The organism is Planococcus sp. TJ-201, assembly GCF_058268495.1.
The window spans coordinates 187079-211322 of the sequence record NZ_JBZDOG010000005.1 but is presented as its reverse complement, the minus strand read 5'-3'; the positions used below and the strand labels follow the sequence as shown (position 1 = coordinate 211322).

23 protein-coding genes are annotated in these 24244 nt (G+C 44.7%); 15 read left to right on the top strand and 8 right to left on the bottom strand.

Annotation, left to right across the window (positions count from 1 at the left end; all coding sequences use genetic code 11):
• The first annotated feature begins 15 nt into the window (after window positions 1-15).
• Entirely contained in the window at window positions 16-1302 is a 1287-nt protein-coding gene (locus AC4EG4_RS13715; RefSeq protein ID WP_490988124.1) for a purine/pyrimidine permease, read from the top strand.
• A 128-nt stretch (window positions 1303-1430) separates the two neighbouring features.
• On the opposite strand, the gene pepF is transcribed toward AC4EG4_RS13715, so the two are convergent.
• Window positions 1431-3245 carry an oligoendopeptidase F gene (gene pepF / locus AC4EG4_RS13710; protein WP_490988123.1) on the bottom strand — a complete coding sequence of 605 codons (1815 nt, stop codon included), beginning with the start codon at window positions 3243-3245 and terminating at the stop codon, window positions 1431-1433.
• Between the two features lie 634 nt (window positions 3246-3879).
• Here pepF and AC4EG4_RS13705 point away from each other — a divergent pair.
• The 4 genes from AC4EG4_RS13705 to AC4EG4_RS13690 all read left to right on the top strand — a co-directional run bounded on the left by AC4EG4_RS13705 (window position 3880) and on the right by AC4EG4_RS13690 (window position 6852).
• Entirely contained in the window at window positions 3880-4359 is a 480-nt protein-coding gene (locus AC4EG4_RS13705; protein WP_490988122.1) for a PaaI family thioesterase, read from the top strand.
• A 159-nt stretch (window positions 4360-4518) separates the two neighbouring features.
• Window positions 4519-5577 (top strand): LLM class flavin-dependent oxidoreductase, encoded by a 1059-nt coding sequence (locus AC4EG4_RS13700; protein WP_490979558.1) that lies wholly within the window; start codon window positions 4519-4521, stop codon window positions 5575-5577.
• A gap of 11 nt (window positions 5578-5588) precedes the next feature.
• Entirely contained in the window at window positions 5589-6539 is a 951-nt protein-coding gene (locus tag AC4EG4_RS13695) for an ATP-grasp domain-containing protein (protein ID WP_490988121.1), read from the top strand.
• A 115-nt stretch (window positions 6540-6654) separates the two neighbouring features.
• The gene (locus AC4EG4_RS13690) at window positions 6655-6852 is read left to right on the top strand and encodes a hypothetical protein (protein ID WP_490988120.1); all 198 of its coding nucleotides are present in this window, start codon (window positions 6655-6657) and stop codon (window positions 6850-6852) included.
• A 28-nt stretch (window positions 6853-6880) separates the two neighbouring features.
• Here the strand turns inward: AC4EG4_RS13690 and yxiS are convergent, their stop codons facing one another.
• Window positions 6881-7177 carry a protein YxiS gene (yxiS, locus tag AC4EG4_RS13685; RefSeq protein WP_490988119.1) on the bottom strand — a complete coding sequence of 99 codons (297 nt, stop codon included), beginning with the start codon at window positions 7175-7177 and terminating at the stop codon, window positions 6881-6883.
• Window positions 7178-7306: 129 nt separating this feature from the next.
• Here yxiS and AC4EG4_RS13680 point away from each other — a divergent pair, with 129 nt between their 5' ends.
• Window positions 7307-7984, top strand: a complete 678-nt coding sequence (locus AC4EG4_RS13680) for a hypothetical protein (protein ID WP_490979562.1) — start codon at window positions 7307-7309, stop codon at window positions 7982-7984.
• A 43-nt stretch (window positions 7985-8027) separates the two neighbouring features.
• On the opposite strand, the gene AC4EG4_RS13675 is transcribed toward AC4EG4_RS13680, so the two are convergent.
• From AC4EG4_RS13675 to AC4EG4_RS13665, 3 genes are all read right to left on the bottom strand, one after another.
• Window positions 8028-8966, bottom strand: coding sequence for an aldo/keto reductase (locus tag AC4EG4_RS13675; RefSeq protein WP_490979767.1), 939 nt, complete (start codon window positions 8964-8966; stop codon window positions 8028-8030).
• Between the two features lie 143 nt (window positions 8967-9109).
• Entirely contained in the window at window positions 9110-10354 is a 1245-nt protein-coding gene (locus tag AC4EG4_RS13670) for an erythromycin esterase family protein (RefSeq protein ID WP_490988118.1), read from the bottom strand.
• 91 nt (window positions 10355-10445) lie between these two features.
• Window positions 10446-10715, bottom strand: a complete 270-nt coding sequence (locus AC4EG4_RS13665) for a GNAT family N-acetyltransferase (RefSeq protein ID WP_490979565.1) — start codon at window positions 10713-10715, stop codon at window positions 10446-10448.
• A 228-nt stretch (window positions 10716-10943) separates the two neighbouring features.
• On the opposite strand from AC4EG4_RS13665, the gene AC4EG4_RS13660 reads away from it, so the two are divergent.
• Window positions 10944-11852, top strand: a complete 909-nt coding sequence (locus tag AC4EG4_RS13660; RefSeq protein WP_490979566.1) for a catalase family peroxidase — start codon at window positions 10944-10946, stop codon at window positions 11850-11852.
• 34 nt (window positions 11853-11886) lie between these two features.
• Here the strand turns inward: AC4EG4_RS13660 and AC4EG4_RS13655 are convergent, their stop codons facing one another.
• The 3 genes from AC4EG4_RS13655 to AC4EG4_RS13645 form a co-directional block, all read right to left on the bottom strand.
• Window positions 11887-13260, bottom strand: a complete 1374-nt coding sequence (locus tag AC4EG4_RS13655) for a Glu/Leu/Phe/Val family dehydrogenase (protein WP_490988117.1) — start codon at window positions 13258-13260, stop codon at window positions 11887-11889.
• Window positions 13261-13367: 107 nt separating this feature from the next.
• The gene (locus tag AC4EG4_RS13650) at window positions 13368-14858 is read right to left on the bottom strand and encodes a glycine betaine uptake BCCT transporter (RefSeq protein ID WP_490979568.1); all 1491 of its coding nucleotides are present in this window, start codon (window positions 14856-14858) and stop codon (window positions 13368-13370) included.
• Window positions 14859-14946: 88 nt separating this feature from the next.
• Complete coding sequence (locus AC4EG4_RS13645) at window positions 14947-15507, bottom strand: SLOG family protein (RefSeq protein WP_490979569.1); 561 nt, start codon at window positions 15505-15507, stop codon at window positions 14947-14949.
• 221 nt (window positions 15508-15728) lie between these two features.
• Between AC4EG4_RS13645 and AC4EG4_RS13640 the strand changes: the two genes are divergently transcribed.
• From AC4EG4_RS13640 to AC4EG4_RS13605, 8 genes are all read left to right on the top strand, one after another.
• Window positions 15729-16502: an SDR family oxidoreductase gene (locus tag AC4EG4_RS13640; RefSeq protein WP_490979570.1), complete on the top strand. Its 774-nt coding sequence runs from the start codon at window positions 15729-15731 to the stop codon at window positions 16500-16502.
• A 30-nt stretch (window positions 16503-16532) separates the two neighbouring features.
• The gene (locus AC4EG4_RS13635; protein WP_490979571.1) at window positions 16533-17090 is read left to right on the top strand and encodes a TetR/AcrR family transcriptional regulator; all 558 of its coding nucleotides are present in this window, start codon (window positions 16533-16535) and stop codon (window positions 17088-17090) included.
• Between the two features lie 91 nt (window positions 17091-17181).
• A complete protein-coding gene (locus AC4EG4_RS13630; protein ID WP_490988116.1) occupies window positions 17182-18939 on the top strand; it encodes an acyl-CoA dehydrogenase FadE in 1758 nt (585 codons plus the stop codon).
• A gap of 12 nt (window positions 18940-18951) precedes the next feature.
• Window positions 18952-19926: a quinone oxidoreductase family protein gene (locus AC4EG4_RS13625; protein WP_490988115.1), complete on the top strand. Its 975-nt coding sequence runs from the start codon at window positions 18952-18954 to the stop codon at window positions 19924-19926.
• A gap of 70 nt (window positions 19927-19996) precedes the next feature.
• Window positions 19997-20932 (top strand): ketopantoate reductase family protein, encoded by a 936-nt coding sequence (locus AC4EG4_RS13620; RefSeq protein ID WP_490979574.1) that lies wholly within the window; start codon window positions 19997-19999, stop codon window positions 20930-20932.
• 233 nt (window positions 20933-21165) lie between these two features.
• Window positions 21166-22902 carry a carbon starvation CstA family protein gene (locus AC4EG4_RS13615; RefSeq protein ID WP_490979575.1) on the top strand — a complete coding sequence of 579 codons (1737 nt, stop codon included), beginning with the start codon at window positions 21166-21168 and terminating at the stop codon, window positions 22900-22902.
• Between the two features lie 116 nt (window positions 22903-23018).
• Window positions 23019-23282 (top strand): cory-CC-star protein, encoded by a 264-nt coding sequence (locus tag AC4EG4_RS13610; RefSeq protein WP_006829350.1) that lies wholly within the window; start codon window positions 23019-23021, stop codon window positions 23280-23282.
• Between the two features lie 27 nt (window positions 23283-23309).
• Window positions 23310-24242 carry an ArsA family ATPase gene (locus tag AC4EG4_RS13605; RefSeq protein ID WP_490979576.1) on the top strand — a complete coding sequence of 311 codons (933 nt, stop codon included), beginning with the start codon at window positions 23310-23312 and terminating at the stop codon, window positions 24240-24242.
• The last annotated feature ends 2 nt before the right edge of the window (window positions 24243-24244 follow it).

Sequence of the window (24244 nt, the reverse complement as noted above, 5' to 3'; positions counted from 1 at the left end):
GTGGGGAAAATGGCTATGAAAAATCTTTTTGGTGGTGTGCAGTGGGCGGTCTTTTTAGTTGCCTCTTCGATTGCAGCACCAATTGCCATTGCCAGCATTTTTGGCATGGATACGACCGATACAGCACTGTTCGTCCAACGAACTATGTTTGTGCTGGGACTTGCCTGTTTGGTGCAGGCATCTATCGGCCATCGCATGCCAATCAACGAAGGACCTGCTGGTTTGTGGTGGGGAATTTTTATTGTTTACGCGGGCTTAGTTGGAATAATGTATGCCTCGATGGAAGAATCGCTTCAAGCGCTGCAAAGCGGCTTGTTGTATAGCGGTGTGCTGTTTATCGTATTTACTTATACCGGCCTGGTGGATAAGCTGAAAATATTCTTTACGCCAACCATCACGTTTGTTTACTTGCTGCTGTTGGTGCTTCAAATCAGCGAGTCGATTTTGGCGGGGCTATTGGGTATCGTTTCAAAAGGCGATCCAGTAGACGGACTGGTGCTGGTCGGCGGCATTGCGGTCATCTTGTTGACTTTCTTTTTTATGGGACACAACGTGCCCTGGGTCAGCCGCTATTCCATCTTATTTGCAATTGCCGCAGGCTGGTTGATTTTCTGGGTACTCGGCAAATCGCCGGAAGCTGAAGGCGGAGCAAGTACCTTGGTTTCCTTGCCGGAAATGCTGGTTTTTGGACCACTGATATGGGACAGTGGCATGTTTGTTACGGCTTTGTTTTTAACCATCTTGCTCATTGCCAATATGATGGCGTCATTGCGGGTAATGGAGAGTGTACTTAAAAATTCTTTCTCGATTCATCCCCCGGATCGCATCAAACAGGCTTCTGCAGCCTCCGGAATTAACCACATTCTTGCCGGTTTGTTTTCATCCATCGGACCCGTGCCAATTTCAGGGGCAGCCGGATTTGTCAGCGCCACCAGAACTCCAGCACTAAAGCCGTTTATCTTGGGCAGTATCATCGTCGTACTGATCAGTTTTTTTCCGGCACTCATGGCGATTCTTGCATCGCTGCCGGCTCCTGTAGCATATGCGGTCATATTTGCCGTATTTACCCAAATGGTGGAGATGGCCTTTACGGAACTGGAAAATGAAGCAGATCGCCAGCATTCTTACAAAGTGGCAGCGTTTGGCTTGATGAGCGGGGTCGGCATCATGTTCGTTCCGCCTGAAAGCATGGCGAACCTGCCATCGGTTGTGGCCGCTACTTTATCAAATGGTCTGATTACGGGAACCCTGATCGCTATTTTTGTGGAACAGCTCCTGTTGTGGCGCAAAAAGAAAGCATGAGAAGTTTTCAGGCTTTCTTTGCAGTCGCTCAAATAAAGAATCCAGAGGCAAATGGTAAACTTTTGACAACTTGAAAAGCCGTGCGCAAAAGAACTGCGCACGGCTTTATTTAGTTAATGCTTAAGAATCTATACGGTTTGCTCAATTTCTTCAGTCAAACGCTCCAGTTCGTCCACCAGTTCGCCAATATAGGCAATGGTGTCACGCAGCGGTTGTTCGGTTGTGATGTCGACTCCAGCCATTTGTGCAAGTTCCACTGGCGTTTTGGTGCCGCCGGCTTTAAGAACCTCAAGCCATTCATCTACAGCTGGCTGGCCTTCATTCAAGATCCGCTTGGATACTTGAGTGGAAATGGTCAATCCGGCACTGTAAGTGTACGGGTACAAGCCCATGTAATAATGCGGTTGGCGCATCCAAGTCAATTCGGCGCCATCTGTAATATCGACAGCGTCTCCCCAGAATTCTTCCAGTACACCGCGTTTTATGGCATTTAAAATGCCGGCATTGACGCTCTTGCCTTCATCAATCCGTTCATACACTTTGCGCTGATAGGCAGCTTCCAACAAATGTGTGACGAAGTTATGGTAATAAGTTCTGGCGACAATCGATGAAATCACCCATCGTTTGAATTTCGGATCTTCTGAACTTTTCAGCAGGTGGTTGGCGACCAGCATTTCATTCATCGTTGAGGGTGCTTCGATAAAGTAAAGGGACGGCCGTGCATTCAAGATGTTTTGTTCACGGTTGGCGTTATAGAAATGACCTGCATGGCCAAGTTCATGAGCCAGCACGAAGACTTCGTTCATGCGGCCAGTCCAGGAAATCAAGATATAAGGATGGTCGCCGTATGGGCTCGAACAAAAAGCGCCAGTCGATTTTCCTTTGTTTTGGGCAAAGTCGATCCATCGTTCAGAGTACGACCGGTCCACCATTTCAATGTAGTCTGGACCCATTATTGAAAGGGCATCGTCAATGTATCGTTTGGATTCTTCTACAGTAATTTCCGGTTCGTAGCTCGGGTCTAAGGAAATTTTTAAATCGGCGAACGTCATGCGGTCCAGGCCATGAGCTTTTTGCAATAGCTTGGCATATTTCTGCATATGCGGTGCCAGTTCCTTAGTGATCAAATCAATTTGGCGGTTGTAAAGCGAGCGGTCGACTTCCTGGTTGAACAGGAGCGAGTCAAAAATACTGTCGTAGCCTCTAAGGTCCGCTGTGGTTTTTTCTGTCTGCAATTGCATGTCATAAGTTTTGGCAGTCGTGTGCTGATAATCTCTCAGCTTTTTGGAAAAAGCATCGAATGCTGCCCGGCGAAGCTCTGCATCCGGTTCTGCCTCCCAGTCTCCTTCAAAAGAGACATAACTGAGCGGGTAGGCTACGCCATTTACTTCGAAATCCTCAAAGTTCATATCGACCATTTTTGTGGTGTTGTAAAGACCGTATGGCGCACTGAAAGTAGAAGAGTAAGCAGCAAGGCTTTTTTCCACCTCAGGGTGCAGCTGGTGAGGTTTTCGTCGAAGCAGTTTTTTCAGAAATACGTTAAACTCTGCAGACTCCTGCATTGCCTGCTCTAAAGTTTCTTTTGGCAAAGCGAGAAGTTCGCTGTTGATGAAAGACAGCTTGCTGCTGATTTTGGCAGAGGCTGCGCTGAATTTACTGGACTGCATTTGGGCTTCATCATTGGTTTGGTCGGTGCTGATGGTCAAACTTGCATAAGTGCTTACCACAACCAGTTTTTCAAGAAAAGCCATGTAACCGGTCAATGCCTTGATAACAGTAGGCACATCGACAATTGTTCCTTGTGTGTTTTGATTGAAAGCTTCGGCTTCTTTTTCCAAGCTTTTCAAGGCTTGATCAAACTCGGCAGAGCTCTTGAATAAACTGGATAAATCCCACGTTTCTTCGACGGGAATAGCTGAACGTATCGGCAAACTTTTCACCATATAATCTCTCCTCTATGTATTACGGCTTTCGAACTAATTATCAGTATATAGGGAGAACATAGAAATGTAAAAATATTATTCAGAATTTATTAATAAATTATAAAAAAGTGGTTTAGTTTTAGATGGAGTGCGGGTATAATATGAGTACAAGGCGGAATCACCGTCGGAAGATACGACTGGATTCGATCCAGAATCGCCTTCAGACGAGAAACTGCACAGCCTTGGCGGGAAATTTGCTTTGCTGACGATATTCACTCTTGTCAGGAACCAACGTTACTCAGGTTTCTATCCGGAAAGTGTTTCAAACAGTAAGCCGTAAGTTTTTTGTGGAAGTGCAATTGAAAGCCTGGCTGCAGATCAAAAATTCACTGAGAAGTACATGTGAACCTAATTGCCCTACCGGCAAACGCAAGTCAGCGCAACTAAACTGGAATGACGAGAGTTTCGTATTCGTCAGAGATGGACAGTTTGTAGAAAGAATTTAATACAATTTTCCGCGTGCAAAAACCTCTCAGGATTTTCGAGGGGTGGAAAAAGGGAAAGCATGATCTGATGAAAAGGATCATGCTTTTTCTTTTGGACATTATTAAGGACAAACTAAGACTCCATATTTTGTGGAAAAGAGGGATAAACGATGAATGGACATTCAGCAATTGCCATACAGGACGAATATGCAGAAGACTTTGCCTGGTGTTACGGCTGCGGCCGACTCAATAAAGAGGGACACCATTTCCGAACAGTGTGGAATGGTGATGAGACCATTACTTTATATGAACCAAAGCCCGTGCACACGGCTATTCCCGGCTTTGTCTATGGCGGCTTGATCGCGTCGTTTGTTGATTGTCACGGGACCGGTTCTGCTTCTTTAGCGTTGCACCGCAAAAACGGATTTGAGCCTGGTAGTGGCGAAGAACCACCGCGATTTGTTACGGCTTCTTTGCACGTCGATTACTTGAAACCAACACCTCAAGGGGTTGTGTTGAAGGCGGTGGGGAAAATTGAAGAAATCCACCCGAAGAAATTCAAAGTGGTGACAGAGGTTTACGCCGGCAATACATTGTGTGCAACAGGTGAAGTTGTCGCTGTAGTCATGCCTGCTTCCTTCGCAACATAACAAGATAAAATAAAGTTTAAAACCCGCCCTTTTACTTATGAAAAATTTAAAGTCGAGTTTACTGGTAAGTATTGTTTGTTTTATTGTATACTAACTTTATTCTTTTAAAAGAGTGAATCTTTCGAGAAGTCGAATCGAGAGTGAAAGGTGTGGGTAAAGATGAAATATGGTTTTTGGTTGCCGATTTTTGGTGGTTGGCTGCGAAACGTAGAAGATGAACAAATGCCGCCAACATTTGAGTATGCAAAAAAAGTTGTTCAATCTGCTGAAGAATGGGGTTACGATACAACCTTGATCGCAGAATTGAATTTAAATGATATTAAAGGAATGGCAGCGGATTCTCTTGATGCTTGGTCTACAGCAGCAGCACTTGCGGCAGTGACGGAAAAAATCGAAATTATGACCGCCATTCGTCCGGCGTTTCATAACCCGGCTATCGCAGCAAAGATGGCTGCCAATATTGATCAAATCTCCAATGGCCGCTTTACACTGAATGTAGTGTCAGCTTGGTGGGCGGAAGAGGCGAAGCAATACGGCGGGGAGTTCACGGAACACGACGAACGCTACGACCGGACAGACGAGTTTTTAAAGGTCGTCAAAGGCATGTGGACACAAGAGGAATTTTCATTTAAAGGGAAATATTACGATATTCAAAATGCGCGTCTGGCACCAAAGCCAGTTCAGCGTCCGCATCCAATTCTTTACGCTGGCGGCGAAAGCCCGCGCGGCAAGAAATCCATTGTTGAATCGTGCGATTCCTATGTGATGCATGGGGGAACGGTGGAAGAGATTCAGGAAAAAATCAGTGGCATGAAAGAGTTGCGGCAACAAGCTGGCGGCTCTCCTTTGCAGACATTCGGCATGGCGGCATATATCATTTGCCGTGATACGGAAGAGGAAGTCGCTGAAGAATATGCACGCATCACCGATGTCAAAGAATCAGATGGCTATGTCGGGTATGATGATTTTGTCAGTAAGTCGCAGTTGGAGCAGCAAATAAAGCTGGCGGATTACTCGGTATCCAACCGTGGACTGCGCCCGAACTTAATCGGTACGCCTGAACAGATTGCAGATCGGATACTCGCTTTTGAAGATGCAGGGCTGGATTTGCTGCTGCTGCAATTTTCACCGCAATTGGAAGAAATGGAACGCTTTTCAAAACAAGTAATGCCATTGGTTGAAGAAAAAAGAAATGCGATTAGCGCGTTGAATATCTAGGAGGATACAAGATGTCAGAAAAAATTTACGTGATTCACGAAAATGAAGAATGGACCACCCACCTATTCAAACGGCTTGATCAACTGAACTTGCCTTACGAAGATTGGTTTATTGATGAGGGGTTAGTCGACTTGAACGAAGCACCGCCTGAAGGCATTTTTTATAGCCGAATGAGCGCATCTTCCCATACAAGAGGCCATCGGTTTGCGCCTGAGCTGACAGAGTCCTTACTGGTATGGCTTGAGCATCATGGCCGCACAGTCTTTAATGGCAGCCGCGCTTTGCGTTTGGAAGTCAGCAAAGTGAACCAATACATGGCATTAAATGCTGCAGGAATTCAAACGCCGAAAACGATTGCTGTAAACGGACAAGAGCAGATTTTAAAAGCTGCTGAAAAAATGGATATTTCATCTTTTATTACGAAGCACAATCGTGCCGGAAAAGGGTTGGGCGTGCGTTTGTTCCATTCGCACGAAGCTTTGAAAGAATACGTTGAAGGCTCTGAATTTGAACCGTCTATTGACGGAATTACCTTGATCCAAGAGTATATTCAAGCCCCGGAACCATTTATCACCCGATGTGAATTTGTCGGCGGGAAATTTGTTTATGCTGTGCAAGTCGATACATCTGAAGGGTTTGAATTATGTCCAGCGGATGCTTGCCGGATTGATGATTTATTTTGTCCGGTAGGGGAAGAAGTGGAAGAAAAGCCGAAATTCCAAGTGATTCAAGGCTTTAATGATCCAATCCTTGAAAAGTATGAAGCGTTTCTGCAGCAAAACAATATCAATGTAGCCGGAATTGAATTTATTCGCAACGCTGCGGGAGATATCTTTACTTATGACGTGAACACCAACACCAACTACAATGCCGATGCAGAAGCAGAAGCTGGGAAATATGGCATGCTGGAACTTGCCAAGTTTCTCGAAAAAGAATTAAAAGCGACGAAACTAACTGTTTGATAGAAAGTGCGGCCATCTTTTAACGCGAGATGGCCGTTTTTTCTAGTGTTTATCATAAAGCAATCAAGGGAAACTTTTAAAGTAAGAGTGCATTAAGAAAAGGAGTGAAGGCCAAATGGTTAATGATCAAAAAGAAGAAGCACGTCCAGAACCTGTAGAGGCAGATGAAATCGAAGAAACAGAAGTTGAACCAGCCAAAGATAAGTCGAAGTTTGATAAAATTTACAGCAATATCGCATCTAACCGATTCGAAAATTTGCGCACCAGCCATATTGAAAATAAGGCAAAAGAATTGCGGAAACGCAAAAAATAAAAGATCGAGTGCTGTTGCACTGGATCTTTTATTTTTTAGGGAGTTTTTCGATTTCTTCTGAAACAACAAAAGCCAAATCATCATTTCCGAACATTTGCAGGACGTCCAGCAAAGTTTCATGGTCGATGTCCAATACTTCTGTATCATTCTCATCGATTGCGGCAGCCAACACCGCGCTTTGCGGTTGTCCCGGATAGGCACGCTGGTAAAGCTCAGCCGGATTCAGCTGATGATTCGTGCACCATTGGACAAACAGTTGGACCATAATTTGTTCTTCCTGCTGATACTTTTTGATGATAAATTCATCACGGTTTTCAATATCCATTCAAGGCACCTCCGTCATTAAAAGTTTTTGTGATAGAAGCATACCAAACAATCTGAGTGCTTGCATGGACTTCTATCCTTTTTTCCTCTAGAATGAAATTATGGCAATGACAGTATCGGAGGGTAAATTATGAAATTATTGCAAGTACGAAAAGGACAATTCGTTTATTTTCAAAATGAATTGCACAAGGTATACTCTGTAAAACCGCTGGCTAAAAAGTCGGTGCTTATGTTCCGCGTCAAAGACATGGAGCAAGTCGCAAGCAAGGCTGATGAAGTTACGTTTTACAAACCGAAGAACATGGACTCATTCTTATTCTTTGGAGCACGCTACACCTTGCGTGATGATCGCCAAGCAGAAGAAGGCGGCTACATCCTAATCACAAAACCGGATCCAGATTATATGGACCATTATTCATTGAACGAGTTCGAAAAAGTTGAATCGGTCGAGGGCAAGAATGTCATTACTACTCGACAAAACACCGTGAAATCAAAAGAATTTTTTGTAATGGTTCCTGGCGAAGAAGCGGGCAGCAACGATATCGTATACTTTGATAAATCCAAAGTTTCAGCTGACCAGCTGGAGCAGGATGCTCAATTGGAAGAAGTATTGCGCGAGAAAAACGCAATTCGTCCTTCTATCGGAGATGTTTACTTGAACTTGGATAATACAGGGACGGCTATGGTAGTAGCGATTGTTGGAGAAGAAGTGACCCTCGGCACTGGGGATCGGCTTTCTTTCAATGAGCTCTACAAAGCGGACAACTGGAGTTATTTGTACAACATTACAGACGGCGAATTCAGATAAACAAAATAAAAGGCGGCCCCTCGTGGGCCGCCTTTTATTTGTGTCAGTCGTTAAAAATAGAGCCAATTTCGAGAATTTCTGCGGTGCTCAACTGAACATCCAATGCGCTCAAATTGGATAATACTTGATCTGCACGTTTAGCACCTGGAATAACGCCGTCGATTTCAGGGCGTGCCAAGTACCAGGCAAGCACTACATGTGCGGTTTCGGCACCTTTTGCTTCTGCCAGCGCTTTGAGTTTCCGGACTTTTTCTAAATTGCGTTCAAATTCTTGCCCTTGAAGATGGGGCATATTCGTCCGCAAGTCATTGAAGGTTTTATTTTTATCGTATTTGCCTGCAAGCAAACCTGCAGCAAACGGGAAGTACGGAACATAAGAGATTCCGTGTTCTTTTACGTAAGGAAAGTAATCTTCTTCTGCTTCGCGCTTCAGCAGATTGTACTCTCCTTGAAAAACGTCGACATAGCCATCTTTATTGGCATCTTTTAGTTGGTCCATTGAAAAATTTGATACGCCAATGGAACGGATTTTTCCTTCTTCTTTCAAGCGCTGCAGAGCGCCCACAGCTTCAGCTTTTGGTGTTTGTTCATCGGGAAAGTGGATGTAGAACAAATCAATGTAATCGGTCTGAAGTCGCTTCAAGCTATCTTCAACTGACTGTTTTAAAAATGCAGGCGAGTTGTCGGTAATGTGCTCTTCACCTTGACGGCGCTGAGCCCCTTTTGTCGCAACTACCATTTCCTGGCGCGCACCGGATTCCTGAAGCACTTCGCCCAGCAATTCTTCTGAACGCCCATATCCGTATGCATAGGCCGTATCGATGAAATTTAATCCGTTGTCGATGCCGGCGTGGACCAGCTCTTTGCCAGTGTCTTCATTTAAATCAGGGTAAAGGTTGTGCCCGCCAACAGCGTTTATGCCAAGGCCGATTGGGTTGATGAACAAGCCCGTATTTCCAAGTTGTTTCTTCTGTTCCGTCATTGTCAGTCCAGCTCCTTTGATGGTCATTCTTTTTCTGCTTAGCTCAGTGCGTGGTGTTTCACCAAGCAAGTCTTGTTTTATCATAACATTCGAAATTTAAAGTACGTGTAAAAATGCTCAAATCGTCTATTTTTCGCAGTCGGTTAAAGTGGAAATAATGCATGGCTGTGATCGATGAAAATAAACGCATCATATCGCCGTGCCATTTTGGAATGCACATAGTTGCCATACGATTCAAATTCCGGATTATAGACGACGCCAATTGCACGATGGCCGACCCAGCGATCAAACAAAGCAAAGTTTTGCGAATGGAACAACAGAAACTTGTCCGATGCACCAGTTTGATGCAAAAGATCTTCCCATGTATAAGGCTTAGCAGGAGGTACTGTCATTATTTCATAAGGTTCTCCCCAGGAAGGTGCCGCAACGACGGTGCCGGAATGGGTGCCAAAACCAACTGCGTAAACATTTTCTTTCCGGTTTTGTTCCCGAATGATTTGCCCCACATTGGTCATGCCTTCATTTTTCATTTCCGTAGCATTGGCAGCGCCGATATGGGTATTGTGCTCCCAGACGATGATCTTTGCTTCTTTGCCGTGATAGTCGCGTATTTCGTTGATGGCTTCTGTCATATGCTCATCGCGGATATTCCAAGAAACTTCGTCGCTTTTTACCAGGGCTCGGTAATAGTTTTCGGCATTTTTTGCGACCAATGCATTGATCTTTAAATCCAGATCGCTTTCGTGAGAATCTTTGTACAGTTCTTCATTGGACCAAACGGATGCCAGCAATTGAGATACGGCTTTCTCGCAGGATTTTAAGGAGTCGACGGCAGCGGCAGAATAATTTTCCGGTACACGATGGAAAGAATCGAAGCAAGCCAGTGCTTTTTTGGCCAATTTCATATCTTCGCCGGTAGGGTTTATATCTGCCAGTCGATGTACAATCTCCTCCATGGATTCCCAAAGGCTGTAAATGTCGATGCCATAAAAACCGACCTTTTGGTGAGTGGTATCATTATACGCTTTCAGCCACTGGATAAAATCAGCTATTTCTTCGTTGGCCCACATCCAAGAAGGCCATCGCTGAAAGGCTCCAAGTACTTCATACGGCTGTTGTTCTTTTGAGGAAAAGTTTTTGATGTAGCGATTTACTTGTTGGGCAGCCGGCCAATCGCCTTCAACTGCAATCAACGAAAACCCTTTTTCCAGAATCAGTTTTTTGGTCAAAGCTGCCCGCCATGTATAAAACTCAGATGTACCATGTGTTGCTTCTCCAAGAAGGACAAACTTTGCATCTCCAATTGATTGGATAAGAGGTGCTAAGTCTTCGATCGAATTGAATGGCTGTGCATGCATCCGGACTGCTTCCTCAAGAGATGTCTTCACCTTGTCCAACCCCTTTTTACTGTTCATGTTCCCGCTTGTGCTTCCTACAAACAAGGTATAAAAAAAGCATCCGCTGAGAGCGGATGCTTAATTATTTTTCCAATACGTCTTGGAATTCAGGTGTCTTTTCGATTACGCTTTTAGCAAATGGACATTGGGGATCAATCGTCTTGTTTTCGCTGCGGGCATATTCAACAACCTGCTCTACTAACTTCTTGCCAACTCCTTGACCCTCCAGTTGCGGAGAAACTTCGGTGTGGTCGACAGTCAGTACATCGCCATTTGGTATATAGCTCAGGAAAGCCAATTCTTCAGAATTTTCCAGAGCCGAGAACTTATTGTTTTCGTGTTTAAAATCCATGGCTATTGCCTCCTTTTTATTGCTTATCTCTCTTTTTATTCCCTCTCTGCCTATGAATATTCAAGAAATTCGAAGGAATTTGTTTAGGAACCCTACTAATATCTTTGTCAGTACGGAAGAACGAAGGTGATTCCAGTAGCTGCCACTGTTTACTAGTTTTAAGTATATCTGTATCGAGCCGTTTAAAGATGTGAAAACGGGTATGAAACGATATAAGAGGTGATGCAAATGGATAAATTGGCAAACACAGCCATTGATCGGATTGAAAAAATATTTGGTACGTATCCGCGCTATCGGCGAGCCCATGCGCGAGGGAAAAGTTATAAGGCGCGCTTCACGGCGAACGGTTCCGCTAGCCGATGGACGACTGCTCCGCATTTTCAAAAAGGACAAAGCGATTCAGTTGTGCGTTTTTCGCATTTTTCTCCAAATCCAACATGGGCCGATGCAATGTCTCCAGTTAAAGGAATGGCGGTCCAGTTCCAATTGCCAAATGGAGAAGCTACCAATATTGTGGGTGTCACGTCGCCTATTTTCTTTGCTAAAACACCCGAGATTTTTACCGAAATGCTTGGCGTCGTCGAATCGTTCAAAAAAGGCAAACCCAGTTTAACAGAATTGGGAGGTTTGCTTGCGGATTATCCAGAAAGCGGTGCAATGATTGCCAATATCCGAAAAATGCAGGCACCCGCCAGCTTTGCAACTGGGCAATACCATTCGATTCATGCATTTTATTTTATTAGTGAAGAAGGGCAGCGGCAGCCAATCAAGTATCGTTGGGAACCGGAAAGTGGAGTGGAAACCTTATCGCCGCTTGATGCAGCCGCTTTGCCAATCGGATTTTTTGAAGCGGATATTGAAGATCGGGTAGTAAGAGCGCCTGTAAAATTCCGGCTGGACATCGTACTGGGACAGCCAGGAGATCCGACTGACGACCCGACAAAAGAATGGCCGAAAGATCGTGAAACGCTATCGATTGGCTATTTAGAAATTTTTGAAGAAGCACCGGCAGCAGAAGCGGTCATGTACGACCCAACGCTAATGACGGAAGGCATCGAATGTTCGGAAGACCGCATCTTAAACTTTCGCCACGATGCATACACCATCTCCCATCAGCGGAGAATTTCCGAAATGTAAAAACGCACAGCCACTGGCTGTGCGTTTCTGCATTCTAGTAAAGCTTGCCTTGTTTGTAAATCACCGTCGATAATCGCATGACGGAATGGATAAAGCAATTTTGGCGTAGGGCGTAGGGATCTCCGTAGTATTGCGGGAGAATCATGTCCATCGTTTCCTGCATTTTTTCAATCAATAACCGGTAAACTTCTTTTTCTGTGTAGAATTGTGTTTCGCGGCCTTGCAGCCATTCAAAGTAAGAAACGATAACCCCTCCGGCATTTGCCAAAATATCCGGTATGATGACAACTCCCTGTTCATTCAAGTATTCATCAGCTTGTGCAGTAGTCGGAGCATTTGCGCCTTCGACAATGATCCGCGCCTGAATGTCTTTCATATTGCCTTCATGGATTTGGTTTTCCAATGCCGCCAGCAGCAGAATATCCACAGGCAATGTGACGAGACTGTCCCGTTCTTTTATTTCGGCTTTAATGCCGGCACCTTGCAGATGCTGTTCTGTTGATGGCAAGTCCCCACGGCTTGTTTTCGTGAATTCAATCAATGCCGGAATATCCAGTCCGTCTTCGTTGAATAAAGTGACATTGCGATCACTCACGGCCACAATTTTATGGTTGATCAAAGAACAGTTGTAAGCTTCGAGAGCTGCCACTGCACCAACATTCCCAAAGCCCTGAACGGCCATTTTCAATGGACGGTCGTAAAGAGACAATGTGGTTTTGGCAAAGCGGTTATCGCTTTGGGCCAGCAGTTGTTCATTTTCTTTTACATAATCGTGCAACAAGTAACGGAATGTGAAATAAACGCCTTTGCCGGTTGCTTCCCGTCTTCCGAGAGAACCGCCGTTTACGACACTTTTGCCGGTAAAGCTTCCGAGGTAAGGAGTACCATGATGGACCTTCTTAAATTCGGCCATCATCCAATCCATTTCGCGTTCGCCTGATCCCATATCTGGCGCGGGAATGTCTTTATCAGGACCGATAACATCCGAAAAATACCGAACATATTTTCTGGAAATCAAGTTCAGCTCTTTTTCCGAGAATTCACGTGGATTGATTTCAATGCCGCCTTTACCGCCTCCAAATGGTACTTTATGCAAGGCGTTTTTTAAAGTCATCAAAAATGCCAAGTTGATGACTTCTTCTTCATTGACGCTTTCGTGAAAGCGGATGCCGCCCTTATAAGGTCCCATCGCATCGTTGTGTTGTGCACGATAAGCTGGAATGCGCACGACGCTTCCGTTGTCCAATGGAACTCTAAGGAAAGACTTATGTATTTTGTCGGGAGTGGAAAGAATGGCGCTCAGTGAAGCGAAAGCTTGTTTTCGGTCTGTTAAATCGGGCAAAAACGAGTCGTTTTCTAGCAGTGCATCCAGTGATTCCTGGATGATTTTTTGGGTTTCTGTTTGCATATCCGGGACACCTCCAAGTGTATGGTCTAGTTATCTTATACCCACTCCATGTTTCTTTAATCAATGGAAAAGCCGCCTCCGGGAAGGTCCTCGGAAACGGCAGCTAGTTATTTCTTATTCTTCATCAATTGCAATTCCAGATTCAAAGCTTTAAATAAAGCAAACACCATTAAAATTATTACAAAAGAGAACGGCAAAGCCGCAATAATGATGGTGTTTTGCACAGCAGTCAAGCCGCCTACTGATAGCAGGATGGCAGCGACCATTGACTGGGCAATTCCCCAAAGAATCTTGATTTGGTTACTTGGCAGCAAGGAACCGCGCGTTGATTGCATTCCCAGCACAAAAGTGGCAGAGTCAGCGGATGTAATGAAGAACGTGCTGACCAGCAAAATAGCGACGATCGACATGAGAAATCCTAAAGGCAATTCGTTAAACATTGCAAACAAAGTCTGTTCGGTTGGGAATGCCGTTAAATCAATGCCACTTTTTTGGATGTTGATGGCAGTTGTTCCGAAAGCGGCAAACCAAATCGATCCAAAAATTGTTGGGGCAAGCACTACGCCTGCCAAGAATTCACGAATGGTACGGCCTTTGGAAATGCGGGCAATAAACATGCTGACAAATGGCGCCCAAGAAATCCACCAAGCCCAATAAAAGATAGTCCAGCCATCCAGCCAGCTGCGGTTTTCTGCATCCAGAGGCGCAGATTGAAAACTCAAGCTGATCAGATTTTGGACATATGCTCCGAAAGTTTCCGTGAACATATTCAAGATTAATAGAGTTGGACCTAGTACAAGTACCAGAACAAGTAAAATGACGGCCAAAACCATGTTGGTGTTGGACAAATATTTAATCCCTTTGTTCAGCCCTGACCATGCGGAAATGATGAACAGGATAGTGACCACACCAATGATGACCATTTGAACCCAATATTCTTGAGGTGCACCGAACAGGTAGGAAATTCCTCCATTAATTTGAGCAGCGCCAAAGCCGAGTGAAGTTGCTACGCCAAAGACGGTAGCAAAAACAGCGAGTACGTCAACAAACGTTCCTAAAGGACCGTTCATCTTGTCGCCAAAAATCGGCTTCAGTGTTGATGAAATTAATGCAGGTTGGCCTTTTCTAAATTGGAAAAAGGCTAAAGACAAAGCGACCATTCCATACATAGTCCAAACATGGATGCCCCAGTGATAGTAAGAACGCTGTAAAGATTCCTTAAAAGCTTCGTCGGAACCAAGTTCTGCAGTCGCTGGTTGAATAGCGAAGTGAGAAAGAGGTTCGGAAGCACCATAAAAAACAAGGCCGATTCCCATTCCTGCTGAAAACAACATCGAAATCCAACTGAACGTAGAAAATTCAGGACGATCTGAGTCTTTCCCAAGACGGATTTTTCCGTATGGGCTGACCATGATGATGGCAACAAAAATTAATAGCACGGCCATAATCAGTAAGTAATACCAGCCAAATGCGGTATTGATATAGCTGCGGATATTTCCAGTGGCGGTTTCAAAGGTTTCCGGCGCAATGACACCGAAAGCGACAGTGAGAATGACTAATGCGAATGTGATGTAAAAGACTTTCGAAGCTTTCTTCATAGTTCCTCCCGAAGTAATTATTTTAACATAGTTGTTAAGGTTACCGAAAAGCTCGCATATAGTCAACTGGAAGGCGCGTTGACGGGTTTTAGGTATCCCACTCATTCATTTGTTCTTCTTCTGTTACCACACGCAAATCATCGCCAGTTATAGTTAATACCTGATAGTCTGTGGTTTCTGCATAACGATCGGCTTCTTTTTTGATGAACTTTGGGGAGCCATCGGTTTCTTCGTCATAGACGATTAAAATACCATCGGAATTGCGCAGAAAGAACTTGTTTTTTTCGATAAACTGCCAGGGTGCTTCATATGGTTTGCTGGTCAAGCTGCGATGAAAATCAGCGTTAGAAAGAATTAACCGATATTGTTCTTGCTTAGTTTCATTCCATCTTTTTTCCTGTTCCAGAAAAGGGGTCAGCACAGCATACTTCAACTCTGGAAATTCTTCTTTCATGTCCATCACGACTTCTGCAGCCCATGTTTCAACTCCAAGTTGTCCACTTAAAATAACCCATTCCAACCCCTCATCGAGCAATGCGCGAAATCGGTTCTCCAGCGCTTTTTTAATAAATCGGATGCCTGGATTTTTTTCATCAAATATTCCCAATTCATGTTGCTTGTATCCGGTAACGACCAATCGCTTCAACAATGTCTTCACTCCTTTTCAGGGATTTGCAATCTTAGTCTACAGGAAAGGGAGTGGATTGAATACTTGCATCATTGAAACCGTAAGACAGCCGAGAAGTGAACTGTAATTTTATGTAATCTCTCCTTGTAATCCAAAATTGAAAGCGGTAACATAAAGTTTGAGTATTCTGAACATACCAACTAGTTAGTATCAATTTTAATTATTCGTCAGGGGGATAAAAAATGAACGTCTTAGAGTTATTCAAGCTTGATGGCAAAACCGCTATTATCACTGGGGGAGGTCGCGGCCTTGGCGCGATGATGGCAGAGGCTTTTGCTGAGGCAGGTGCGAACGTTGTCCTGTGCTCACGGAAAGTGGAAGCTTGCCAGGAAACAGCTGACAAACTGAGTGAAATGGGAATTGGCACGCTGGCGTTGGCTTGTGATGTTACCAATCCGAAAGATGTCGAAAACGTGGTTCACCAAACAATTGAGAAGTTTGGTTCCATTGATATCCTGGTGAATAATTCTGGTGCAACATGGGGGACCCCTGTGGTCGATATGCCGTTGGATGCGTGGAGGAAAGTTATGGACGTAAATGTTACTGGTACATTTCTGATGAGCCAGGAAGTTGGCAAGAAGATGATTGAGCAAAAGAGCGGGAAAATTATCAACATTTCATCGGTCGCAGGGCTGGGTGGAATTGATCCGACGCTCATGGATACCATCGGCTACAACACCAGCAAGGGAGCCGTCATTACTTTTACGAAAGATCTTGCGGCTAAATGGGGACAGCACAACATCAACGTAAACGCTATTGCTCCCGGATTCTTTCCAACTAAAATGTCAAAAGCGGTGATGGAAAAAGGACAGGATGGCCTGCTTGCACGGACGCCTTTAAATCGCTTCGGTACAGAAGAGGATTTGAAAGGAACGGCGTTGTTTCTGGCATCCAAAGCGTCCGACTACATTACTGGTGATGTGGTTGTTGTCGACGGCGGAATGCACGCACTTTAAATTACGCAAAACGAATGGCGGCGAATAGTCATGAAAGAAGAGATCAAACAGCAAAGCATTCTCCTATTTGAGAGAAAAGGCTTTAGTGAGACCTCGATACAGGACATTGTTGAAGTGTTGGGTGTAACGAAAGGAACGTTTTACTATTATTTTACGAGCAAAGAGCAGCTGCTAATGGACATTCACCTGGGGTATATCGATGACCTGTTGGGACGCCAGGAAAAGATCCAACAAAGCCAGTCCAGTAATCGAAAAAAGCTGGAGCAGTTGGTTGCGTTATTAATTACAGATATTGCGAACCACGGACCGAGTGGGAAAGTGTTTTTTAGAGAAATGCGCCATCTGTGCGAAGATCATGCGGTACAAGTGAAAGCGAAACGGGAGAAGTTCCGAAAAAATCTTGAAAGAATTATAAGTGATGGCATTGCAAAACATGAATTTCGGCAAGAGCTTGAACCGGAGATGGTTGCTTTTGCCATTTTAGGTGTCACCAATTGGAGTTATCAGTGGTTTAATCCAACCGGCGGGATTTCAGCTGATCGGCTGGCTGGTATATATAGCGATTTAATTTTCCACGGCATTGCTTGATGTTTAAAGGAGATACAACTAATGGATCAACTTACCATTTGTCTGGTGTTGATCTTTGGCGGCAAAAAATTAGTCATGGGGGTGAGCCATCATGGAAGTTAAAACAACCACATATAAAGGCACGGCTTTTCTTTACCAACCTTCTGAGCCATTTTTCATACCGGAAGATTTCACCGATGAACATCGACTGATTGCCAAAACAGCAAAGCTTTTTTTAGAAAAAGAAATTCGGCCAAACAACGAAGAGATTGAAAATCAGAACTTTGGTTTAGTGAAGGAACTTTTTGGAAAAGCAGGCGAGCTGGGGTTGCTGGGCCACAGTATCCCCGAGGCGTACGGTGGCCTTGGGCTGGATAAAATCAGTAAAGGCTTGGTCGGAGAGTCGCTCGGTTCAGCTGGAGGCTATGGAGTGGCACATTCCAACCATACGTGTATTGCAACTTTGCCCATCACTTATTTTGGAACTTCTCAGCAAAAAGAAAAATATTTGCCGAAACTAGCTTCTGGCGAATTTATCGGTGCATATTGCCTGACAGAACCAGAAGCAGGATCGGATGCCCTGTCTGCCAAAACGACAGCCAAATTGAATGATGCAGGAACTCATTACCTATTAAACGGAACGAAAATGTTCATTACCAACGCGGAGTTTTCCGATACGTTTATCGTTTATGCGAAAGTCGACGGCATAGCTTTTACGGCTTTCATTGTTGAAAAAAACCATCCTGGCTTGTCGCTTGGACCCGAGGAACAAAAGATGGGCATAAAGGGTTCTTCTACACGCGCAGTCATTTTCGAAGATTGCGAGGTTCCCGTCGAGAATTTGCTTGGGGAGGTTGGAAAAGGCCACGTTATCGCATTGAATGTCTTGAACTTGGGGCGCTATAACTTGGGTTCTGCCTGTATGGGTGCAGCCAAATATGGTCTGGAGCTGACATTGAAGTACACCAAAGAGCGCCGGCAATTTGGGAAGGCAATTGCTGAATTTACAGCGACGCAGGAAAAGCTGGCGAACATGGCGCTGCGAATTTTTGCTTCCGAATCTCTTCAGTACCGAACTGCGGGATATCTGGAAAATGTGCTTGGTGGTCTTGATGAGGCAACAGATCATGGCATCATCGCCAAAAAGCTTATGGAGTATGCCGTCGAATGCGCAGTTTGCAAAGTGCATGGCTCTGAGACGCTTGACTTTGTCGTGGATGAAGCACTGCAATTGCACGGTGGCTATGGCTTTATCAAAGAGTATAAAGTGGAGCAAATGTATCGGGATTCGCGGATCAACCGGATTTTTGAGGGGACAAATGAAGTCAACCGATTGCTGATTCCTGGAAATCTGTTGAAGCAGGCCTCAAAAGGAAAGGTGCAATTGCCGCAATTGATGGCTTCAGCTATTCAAGACATGAAGTCACCGTGTCCTTTAGCTCATGGTCCGATTTCCTGGGAAATAGAAGCTGTAGAGGCGATACGCCGCATATTTCTGCTTAGTACAGGAATTGCCTATGATTCATATGGCAGCGGTTTAGGTGGCGAACAAGAAGTTTTAATGGCATTGGCCGATATCGCTATTGCATTATATGCTTTGGAGTCTGCCGTAATGAGGACAGCGAAAACTATGGAAAAAGACCCGTCTTCTTTAAAAGTTCTTATGGTGCAGGCATTGACTGGAGATGTGTTACTAGAAGTTGAGATGGCTGCGCGGAAATTGATGCAGGCAGCTTCTGCTGAAGAACAATTGACACAGAATACGGCAGTTGTAACAAACGAGTTGATTCGGCTGCAGCGCGGTGGGCTGGATAAAGTAAAACGGCAAATAGCAGAGGAACTGATAGAGGCAGGACATTATAGTTGTTAGGAGGAGACAGTCATGAAGGTGATCAAGTTTGAAGAATACGGTGGACCAGACGTACTGCAGTTTGTGGAAGCAGAGAAGCCGGACGCAGCAACTACAGAGGTCATTATTGAAGTGAAGGCAATTGGCGTCAATTATGCCGATACAGCAAGACGCGAGGGCAAGTATGTGGTGCCCACTGAGTTGCCATATATTCCAGGGTCAGAAGTAGCTGGCGTCATTGTTGAGGTTGGAGAAAATGTGGAGAACTTTAAAGCAGGTGATCGCGTTGTAGCACTCATCGGTTCTGCAGGGTATGCAGAATATGCCGCCGTCGATCAAAGTGTGCTAACAGAAGTTCCGGAAGGTGTCGGCTTTGATCAAGCTGTCGCATTGCCATTGCAGGGGCTAAGTGCTTATCATATTTTGAAAACCATGGGCAGGCTTCAAAATGGAGAAACAGTGCTCATTCATGCTGCGGCCGGCGGGGTTGGAGCCATTGCAGTGCAATTAGCGAAGATTTTCGGCGCCGGAAAAATTATCGCCACCGCGAGTACGGAAGAAAAGCTGTTTCATGCACAAAAAATGGGAGCAACTCATCTGGTCAACTATTCGGAAGAAGGATGGGTTGAAAAAGTGAAGTCCATTACTGACGGCAAAGGCGTCGACTTAGCGCTTGAAATGGTAGGAGGCGAAGTCTTCAACCAAACAGTAAAATGCCTCGCACCTTTTGGGCGTCTTGTAATATTCGGAGCTGCCAGTGGCGAACAAGCAACTTTCAACCCGGGCCAGTTAATGCGTAAAAATCAGTCAGTGATTGGGTTTTTCCTGCCTCAAATCATGCGGTACCCAGAACTGTTCCAACAGAGTTTCAGTGAATTATTGGGCTATATGAAGAGCGGACAACTGATTTTAACAATTGGAGCGACCTATCCGCTCGCAGAAGCTGCAAAAGCACATCAATCGCTGCAAGGGAGAAAGACCATTGGCAAGCTAGTACTGAAGCCATAGAATTGATCGGAAATAAAAGGGCTGCAAATGCTATAGATTCAGACGGAAAGCAAAACAAAGGAGTGGAAGAATGAAGATTTTAATTGTTGGCGCAGGTGCAATTGGGGGCTATTTTGGCGGCCGCTTACTGGAAAAAGGAGAGGACGTTACTTTTTTGGTAAGAGAAGGCAGAAAGAAGAAGCTTGACCAAACAGGTTTGAACATCCAAAGCAACCATGGAGATCTCCACTTGAAACCGAAGTTAATCACCAAATCGGAACAAAGTTCGCCGTTTGATGTTGTATTGGTGTCCACAAAATCCTATCAACTTGGCGATGCAATAAACGATATTCAGCCATTCGTAGGTGAAGAAACCATGATCTTGCCGTTGCTAAACGGAATTTCCCATTTGCAGACGCTGATCGAAGCTTTTGGTGAAAAAAGAGTCCTTGGCGGATTGTGTTTTATCGAAACCACTTTAGCAGAGGACGGCACAATTGTTCAGACGAGCCCTGTTCATCAATTGGTGTACGGAGAGCGAATGGGCAAAAAAACAGAGCGGATTGACAAGCTGGAACAGATCTTTACAGGAACCCAAGCAGAATTTATCAAAAGCGATAACATCGATCAGGACATGTGGCACAAGTATTTGTTTATCACCGCGTTGTCAGGAATCACTTCCATGATGGAATCACCTATCGGGCCAATACGGGATCTTGAAACAGGCCAGCGCACGATCCGCATGCTTCTGCAGGAGCTTGTGGCAATTATGGAAAAGATGGAAGCTCCGATTCAATCTGGAATTGCAGATACGCAATTAAAGCGAATCAACAGTATGGCAGCAGGGATGAAATCATCCATGCAGCGAGATATTGAAAAGTTGCAGCCTACTGAAGTCGAACATCTGCAAGGCTACCTGTTTGCCCGTGCTCGAGAAATGGAGATGGCAGTTCCCATTCTTGAAATCATTTACACTAAACTCCAACTTTATGAACAGCAAATAAATACGGATCAGCAAACTGTTTGAAAATAAGAGCTGGAATAACCGGTTAAACAGTTCCGAGCAACTCCTTTGAGCGGAAACTGGAAGAAGAAGCTCTGGGTTGCTCCACATCTGACCGGTGGAAACAACTGTGCAAAGTGCCAGTATCGTGAAATGATAAATTTATCAGAACATTTACATTATTGTGTCACTCCTCTATGATTAAGTTACAAGCGTTTTGGTAGCGCTTGCAAAAAATGAGAAAAGGGGTTGGGGTTGTGAATGCGATTGCATTAGCTGCTATTGGAATTTTTATATTTATACTGGGGTACCGCTTTTATTCCAAATTTATAGCAGAAAAGATTTTTAGGCTTGATCCAAATTATGTGACACCCGCGCATCGTTTTAAAGATGGTGTGGATTTTGTGCCTACCAATAAATTTGTGCTATGGGGGCATCATTTTACTTCCGTCGCAGGAGCTGCGCCGATTTTAGGTCCAGCCATTGCTGTTTATTGGGGCTGGCTGCCGGCAGTTTTATGGGTTGTACTGGGTACTGTTTTTGCGGCAGGTGTGCATGATTTCGGCACACTGGTCTTATCAGTCCGGAACAAAGGACAATCAGTTGGGACGCTTGCACATCGCTTGATCGGCCAGCGCGGCAAGATTTTGTTCTTATTCATTATCCTCATCCTGGTTCTAATGGTGAATGCCGTATTTGCTTGGGTTATCGCGAATTTATTCATCTCTTATCCGGCCAGCGTCATCCCGGTGTTTATTCAAATTCCGTTAGCGATTTGGATCGGGTATGCTGTGTATAAGAAAAACAAAAAAATGTTGATTCCCTCGCTTGTTGCCTTGGCAGTCATGTACATAACAGCCATTGTTGCGAGCCAAGTGAGCTTTCTTCAAATTGACCTTGTGGAATATATGGGCGGAGAAGATGGTGCCGGATTGTTCGGTCTTGGCTCGATCTCAACAGCCTTCTTTATATGGATCATTGTTTTGATGGTCTATGTTTACATCGCTTCCACGTTGCCGGTCTGGAAATTGCTTCAGCCGCGTGATTTTATCAACTCCCACCAACTAATCGTTGGACTTGGTATTCTTTATCTTGGGTTGTTGTTCACCAATCCCGAAATTACGGCACCGGCAACCAATCCGGATGCGGACATTTCCTGGTTCCCGTTACTCTTCATCACGATTGCCTGTGGCGCCATTTCCGGTTTTCACGGACTTGTTTCTTCGGGTACTTCATCAAAGCAGCTGGATAAAGAAACCGATGCCCGTTTTGTCGGTTATTTAGGAGCTGTGGGTGAAGGGGTTTTGGCTTTGATTTCCATCATTGCGGTCATCACCTTGTTCCCAGACCGCGAATCGTTCTTTGCCACTTACAGCAGTTTCCAGGCTTCCAATGGAGCTGGATTAGGCGCCTTTATCGAAGGGGCTACCAATTTGGCACAAGGTTTACTGATTCCGCCGGAAGTTGCTTCAACGATTGTGTCCATCATTGTTGTTTCATTTGCGGCTACTACTTTGGATACGTCAGTTCGCTTAATGCGTTACATCATTTCGGAATTAGGGGTGGAATACAAAATTCCGTCTCTTGAGAAAAAGCATGTGGCGACAACGATCGCTGTTGGAGCAAGCGCCGCATTGGTTCTTCTTCCTGAAGGGCCAAATGGATTTGGTTCAGGCGGTTACTTACTGTGGCCGCTGTTCGGTACAGCCAATCAGCTGCTCGCGGGCATCAGTCTATTGCTGATTTCCATCTGGCTGCGAAAACTCGGACGCAATTACATGATCACCATCATTCCGATGATTTTCTTAATGTTCATGACGCTTTGGGCCATGTTCCAGCAGGTATTCCTGCAATGGGCTTGGTACGCTGACCAGCCAAGTACCCTGCTGTTCGTCTTTGGCGCCATCATTTTCGTCTTTACATTGTGGATTATCCTGACAGCTATTCAGGCATTATTGAAAAAGACCGATCCTAACTTTTCAGAAGAAGACTAACTCAACTGAGTAAGGCCGCATATTCGCAGCCTGCAAAAACGAAGAAAATAGAGAAGCAGCCAAGGGATCATGCGTTTTGTGGTCCCTTCTGTTTTTAAAAAGAAGAGGTGCTGATTATGTTGGTGTTCGACAAATTAAAACAGTTGATCGCTTTTTATGAAGCCGTTCTTGAATTGCCGCATCGCACTGAAATTGCCCGTGAACTTCGGGATGAAGACGATCTTTTTCTCCTGATGCTTTATTCGGAGATGCTCGGGATACCCAATCCGGTGTATTACTATACCTTGGAATTGTATCCGTACATGATTGAAGAATTTCATGACTGGCATTTGCGTATGGGCATGGACAAATCGCCATTAACTGGCATTCGCTGCTGTTAGTTTCTTTAGGAATGAGGGAGTAGAATCATGGATGTATTATCAAAAAGCATTATTTTTGTCGGGGGCAAAGGCGGTGTTGGAAAATCGACATCTGCTGCAGCCATTGCATGGCGATCAGCCAAAGACGGCAATAAAACCTTGTTGATTTCCACAGATCCAGCCCATAACGTGGGCGACATCTTCAACCAGAAAATCGGAGGCAAAACAAAAGCCATTGCTGACAACCTCTATGCCCTCGAAATTGATCCGGAAATTGAAACGGATAATTACATTAAAACCGTAAAAGCCAATATTAAAGGAACGGTTCACTCCAGTATGATGGAAGAAGTAAATCGCCAATTGGATACGGCCAAAGCTTCTCCCGGCGCAGATGAAGCGGCATTGTTCGACAAGCTGATTCATATCATTTTGGAAGAGCGGCAAAACTTTGATAAATTGGTGTTTGACACTGCTCCGACTGGCCACACCATCCGGCTTTTGACGCTGCCGGAATTGATGGGGGTGTGGATTGAAGGGCTTCTTGAAAAACGCCGCAAAACCAATGCCAATTACACACAGTTGCTGAATGACGGAGAACCGCGGGAAGACCCCATTTATGATGTGTTGAGAGAGCGGCAAGAGCGCTTTTCAAAAGCACGTGATCTCTTGCTTGATGAACAGAAGACCGGTTTTATTTTTGTACTGAATCCGGAACGGCTGCCTATATTGGAGACGAAAAAAGCGCTGGAGCTGCTGCATAATTATCATTTACATGTGAATACCCTTATCATCAACAAAGTGCTGCCAAAAGAAGCAGACGGTGAATTTTTAATGGAACGAAAAAAGCATGAGAAAAAATACATGCAGCAGATTGAAGAAACTTTTCCAAAACAAAAACTTGTTTATGTGCCGTTATTTTCACAAGACATTGTCAGCAAGATGCAATTAGAGCTGTTCAGTGAATACTTTAAGAAAGGGTGAAG

Excerpts from the sequence above, each read along its gene's own strand:
- AC4EG4_RS13715 (WP_490988124.1), top strand. The coding sequence starts at position 16 with ATGAAAAATCTTTTTGGTGGTGTGCAGTGGGCGGTCTTTTTAGTTGCC.
- pepF (WP_490988123.1), bottom strand. The coding sequence starts at position 3,245 with ATGGTGAAAAGTTTGCCGATACGTTCAGCTATTCCCGTCGAAGAAACG.
- AC4EG4_RS13705 (WP_490988122.1), top strand. The coding sequence starts at position 3,880 with ATGAATGGACATTCAGCAATTGCCATACAGGACGAATATGCAGAAGAC.
- AC4EG4_RS13700 (WP_490979558.1), top strand. The coding sequence starts at position 4,519 with ATGAAATATGGTTTTTGGTTGCCGATTTTTGGTGGTTGGCTGCGAAAC.
- AC4EG4_RS13695 (WP_490988121.1), top strand. The coding sequence starts at position 5,589 with ATGTCAGAAAAAATTTACGTGATTCACGAAAATGAAGAATGGACCACC.
- AC4EG4_RS13690 (WP_490988120.1), top strand. The coding sequence starts at position 6,655 with ATGGTTAATGATCAAAAAGAAGAAGCACGTCCAGAACCTGTAGAGGCA.
- yxiS (WP_490988119.1), bottom strand. The coding sequence starts at position 7,177 with ATGGATATTGAAAACCGTGATGAATTTATCATCAAAAAGTATCAGCAG.
- AC4EG4_RS13680 (WP_490979562.1), top strand. The coding sequence starts at position 7,307 with ATGAAATTATTGCAAGTACGAAAAGGACAATTCGTTTATTTTCAAAAT.
- AC4EG4_RS13675 (WP_490979767.1), bottom strand. The coding sequence starts at position 8,966 with ATGACGGAACAGAAGAAACAACTTGGAAATACGGGCTTGTTCATCAAC.
- AC4EG4_RS13665 (WP_490979565.1), bottom strand. The coding sequence starts at position 10,715 with ATGGATTTTAAACACGAAAACAATAAGTTCTCGGCTCTGGAAAATTCT.
- AC4EG4_RS13660 (WP_490979566.1), top strand. The coding sequence starts at position 10,944 with ATGGATAAATTGGCAAACACAGCCATTGATCGGATTGAAAAAATATTT.
- AC4EG4_RS13655 (WP_490988117.1), bottom strand. The coding sequence starts at position 13,260 with ATGCAAACAGAAACCCAAAAAATCATCCAGGAATCACTGGATGCACTG.
- AC4EG4_RS13650 (WP_490979568.1), bottom strand. The coding sequence starts at position 14,858 with ATGAAGAAAGCTTCGAAAGTCTTTTACATCACATTCGCATTAGTCATT.
- AC4EG4_RS13640 (WP_490979570.1), top strand. The coding sequence starts at position 15,729 with ATGAACGTCTTAGAGTTATTCAAGCTTGATGGCAAAACCGCTATTATC.
- AC4EG4_RS13635 (WP_490979571.1), top strand. The coding sequence starts at position 16,533 with ATGAAAGAAGAGATCAAACAGCAAAGCATTCTCCTATTTGAGAGAAAA.
- AC4EG4_RS13630 (WP_490988116.1), top strand. The coding sequence starts at position 17,182 with ATGGAAGTTAAAACAACCACATATAAAGGCACGGCTTTTCTTTACCAA.
- AC4EG4_RS13625 (WP_490988115.1), top strand. The coding sequence starts at position 18,952 with ATGAAGGTGATCAAGTTTGAAGAATACGGTGGACCAGACGTACTGCAG.
- AC4EG4_RS13620 (WP_490979574.1), top strand. The coding sequence starts at position 19,997 with ATGAAGATTTTAATTGTTGGCGCAGGTGCAATTGGGGGCTATTTTGGC.
- AC4EG4_RS13610 (WP_006829350.1), top strand. The coding sequence starts at position 23,019 with ATGTTGGTGTTCGACAAATTAAAACAGTTGATCGCTTTTTATGAAGCC.
- AC4EG4_RS13605 (WP_490979576.1), top strand. The coding sequence starts at position 23,310 with ATGGATGTATTATCAAAAAGCATTATTTTTGTCGGGGGCAAAGGCGGT.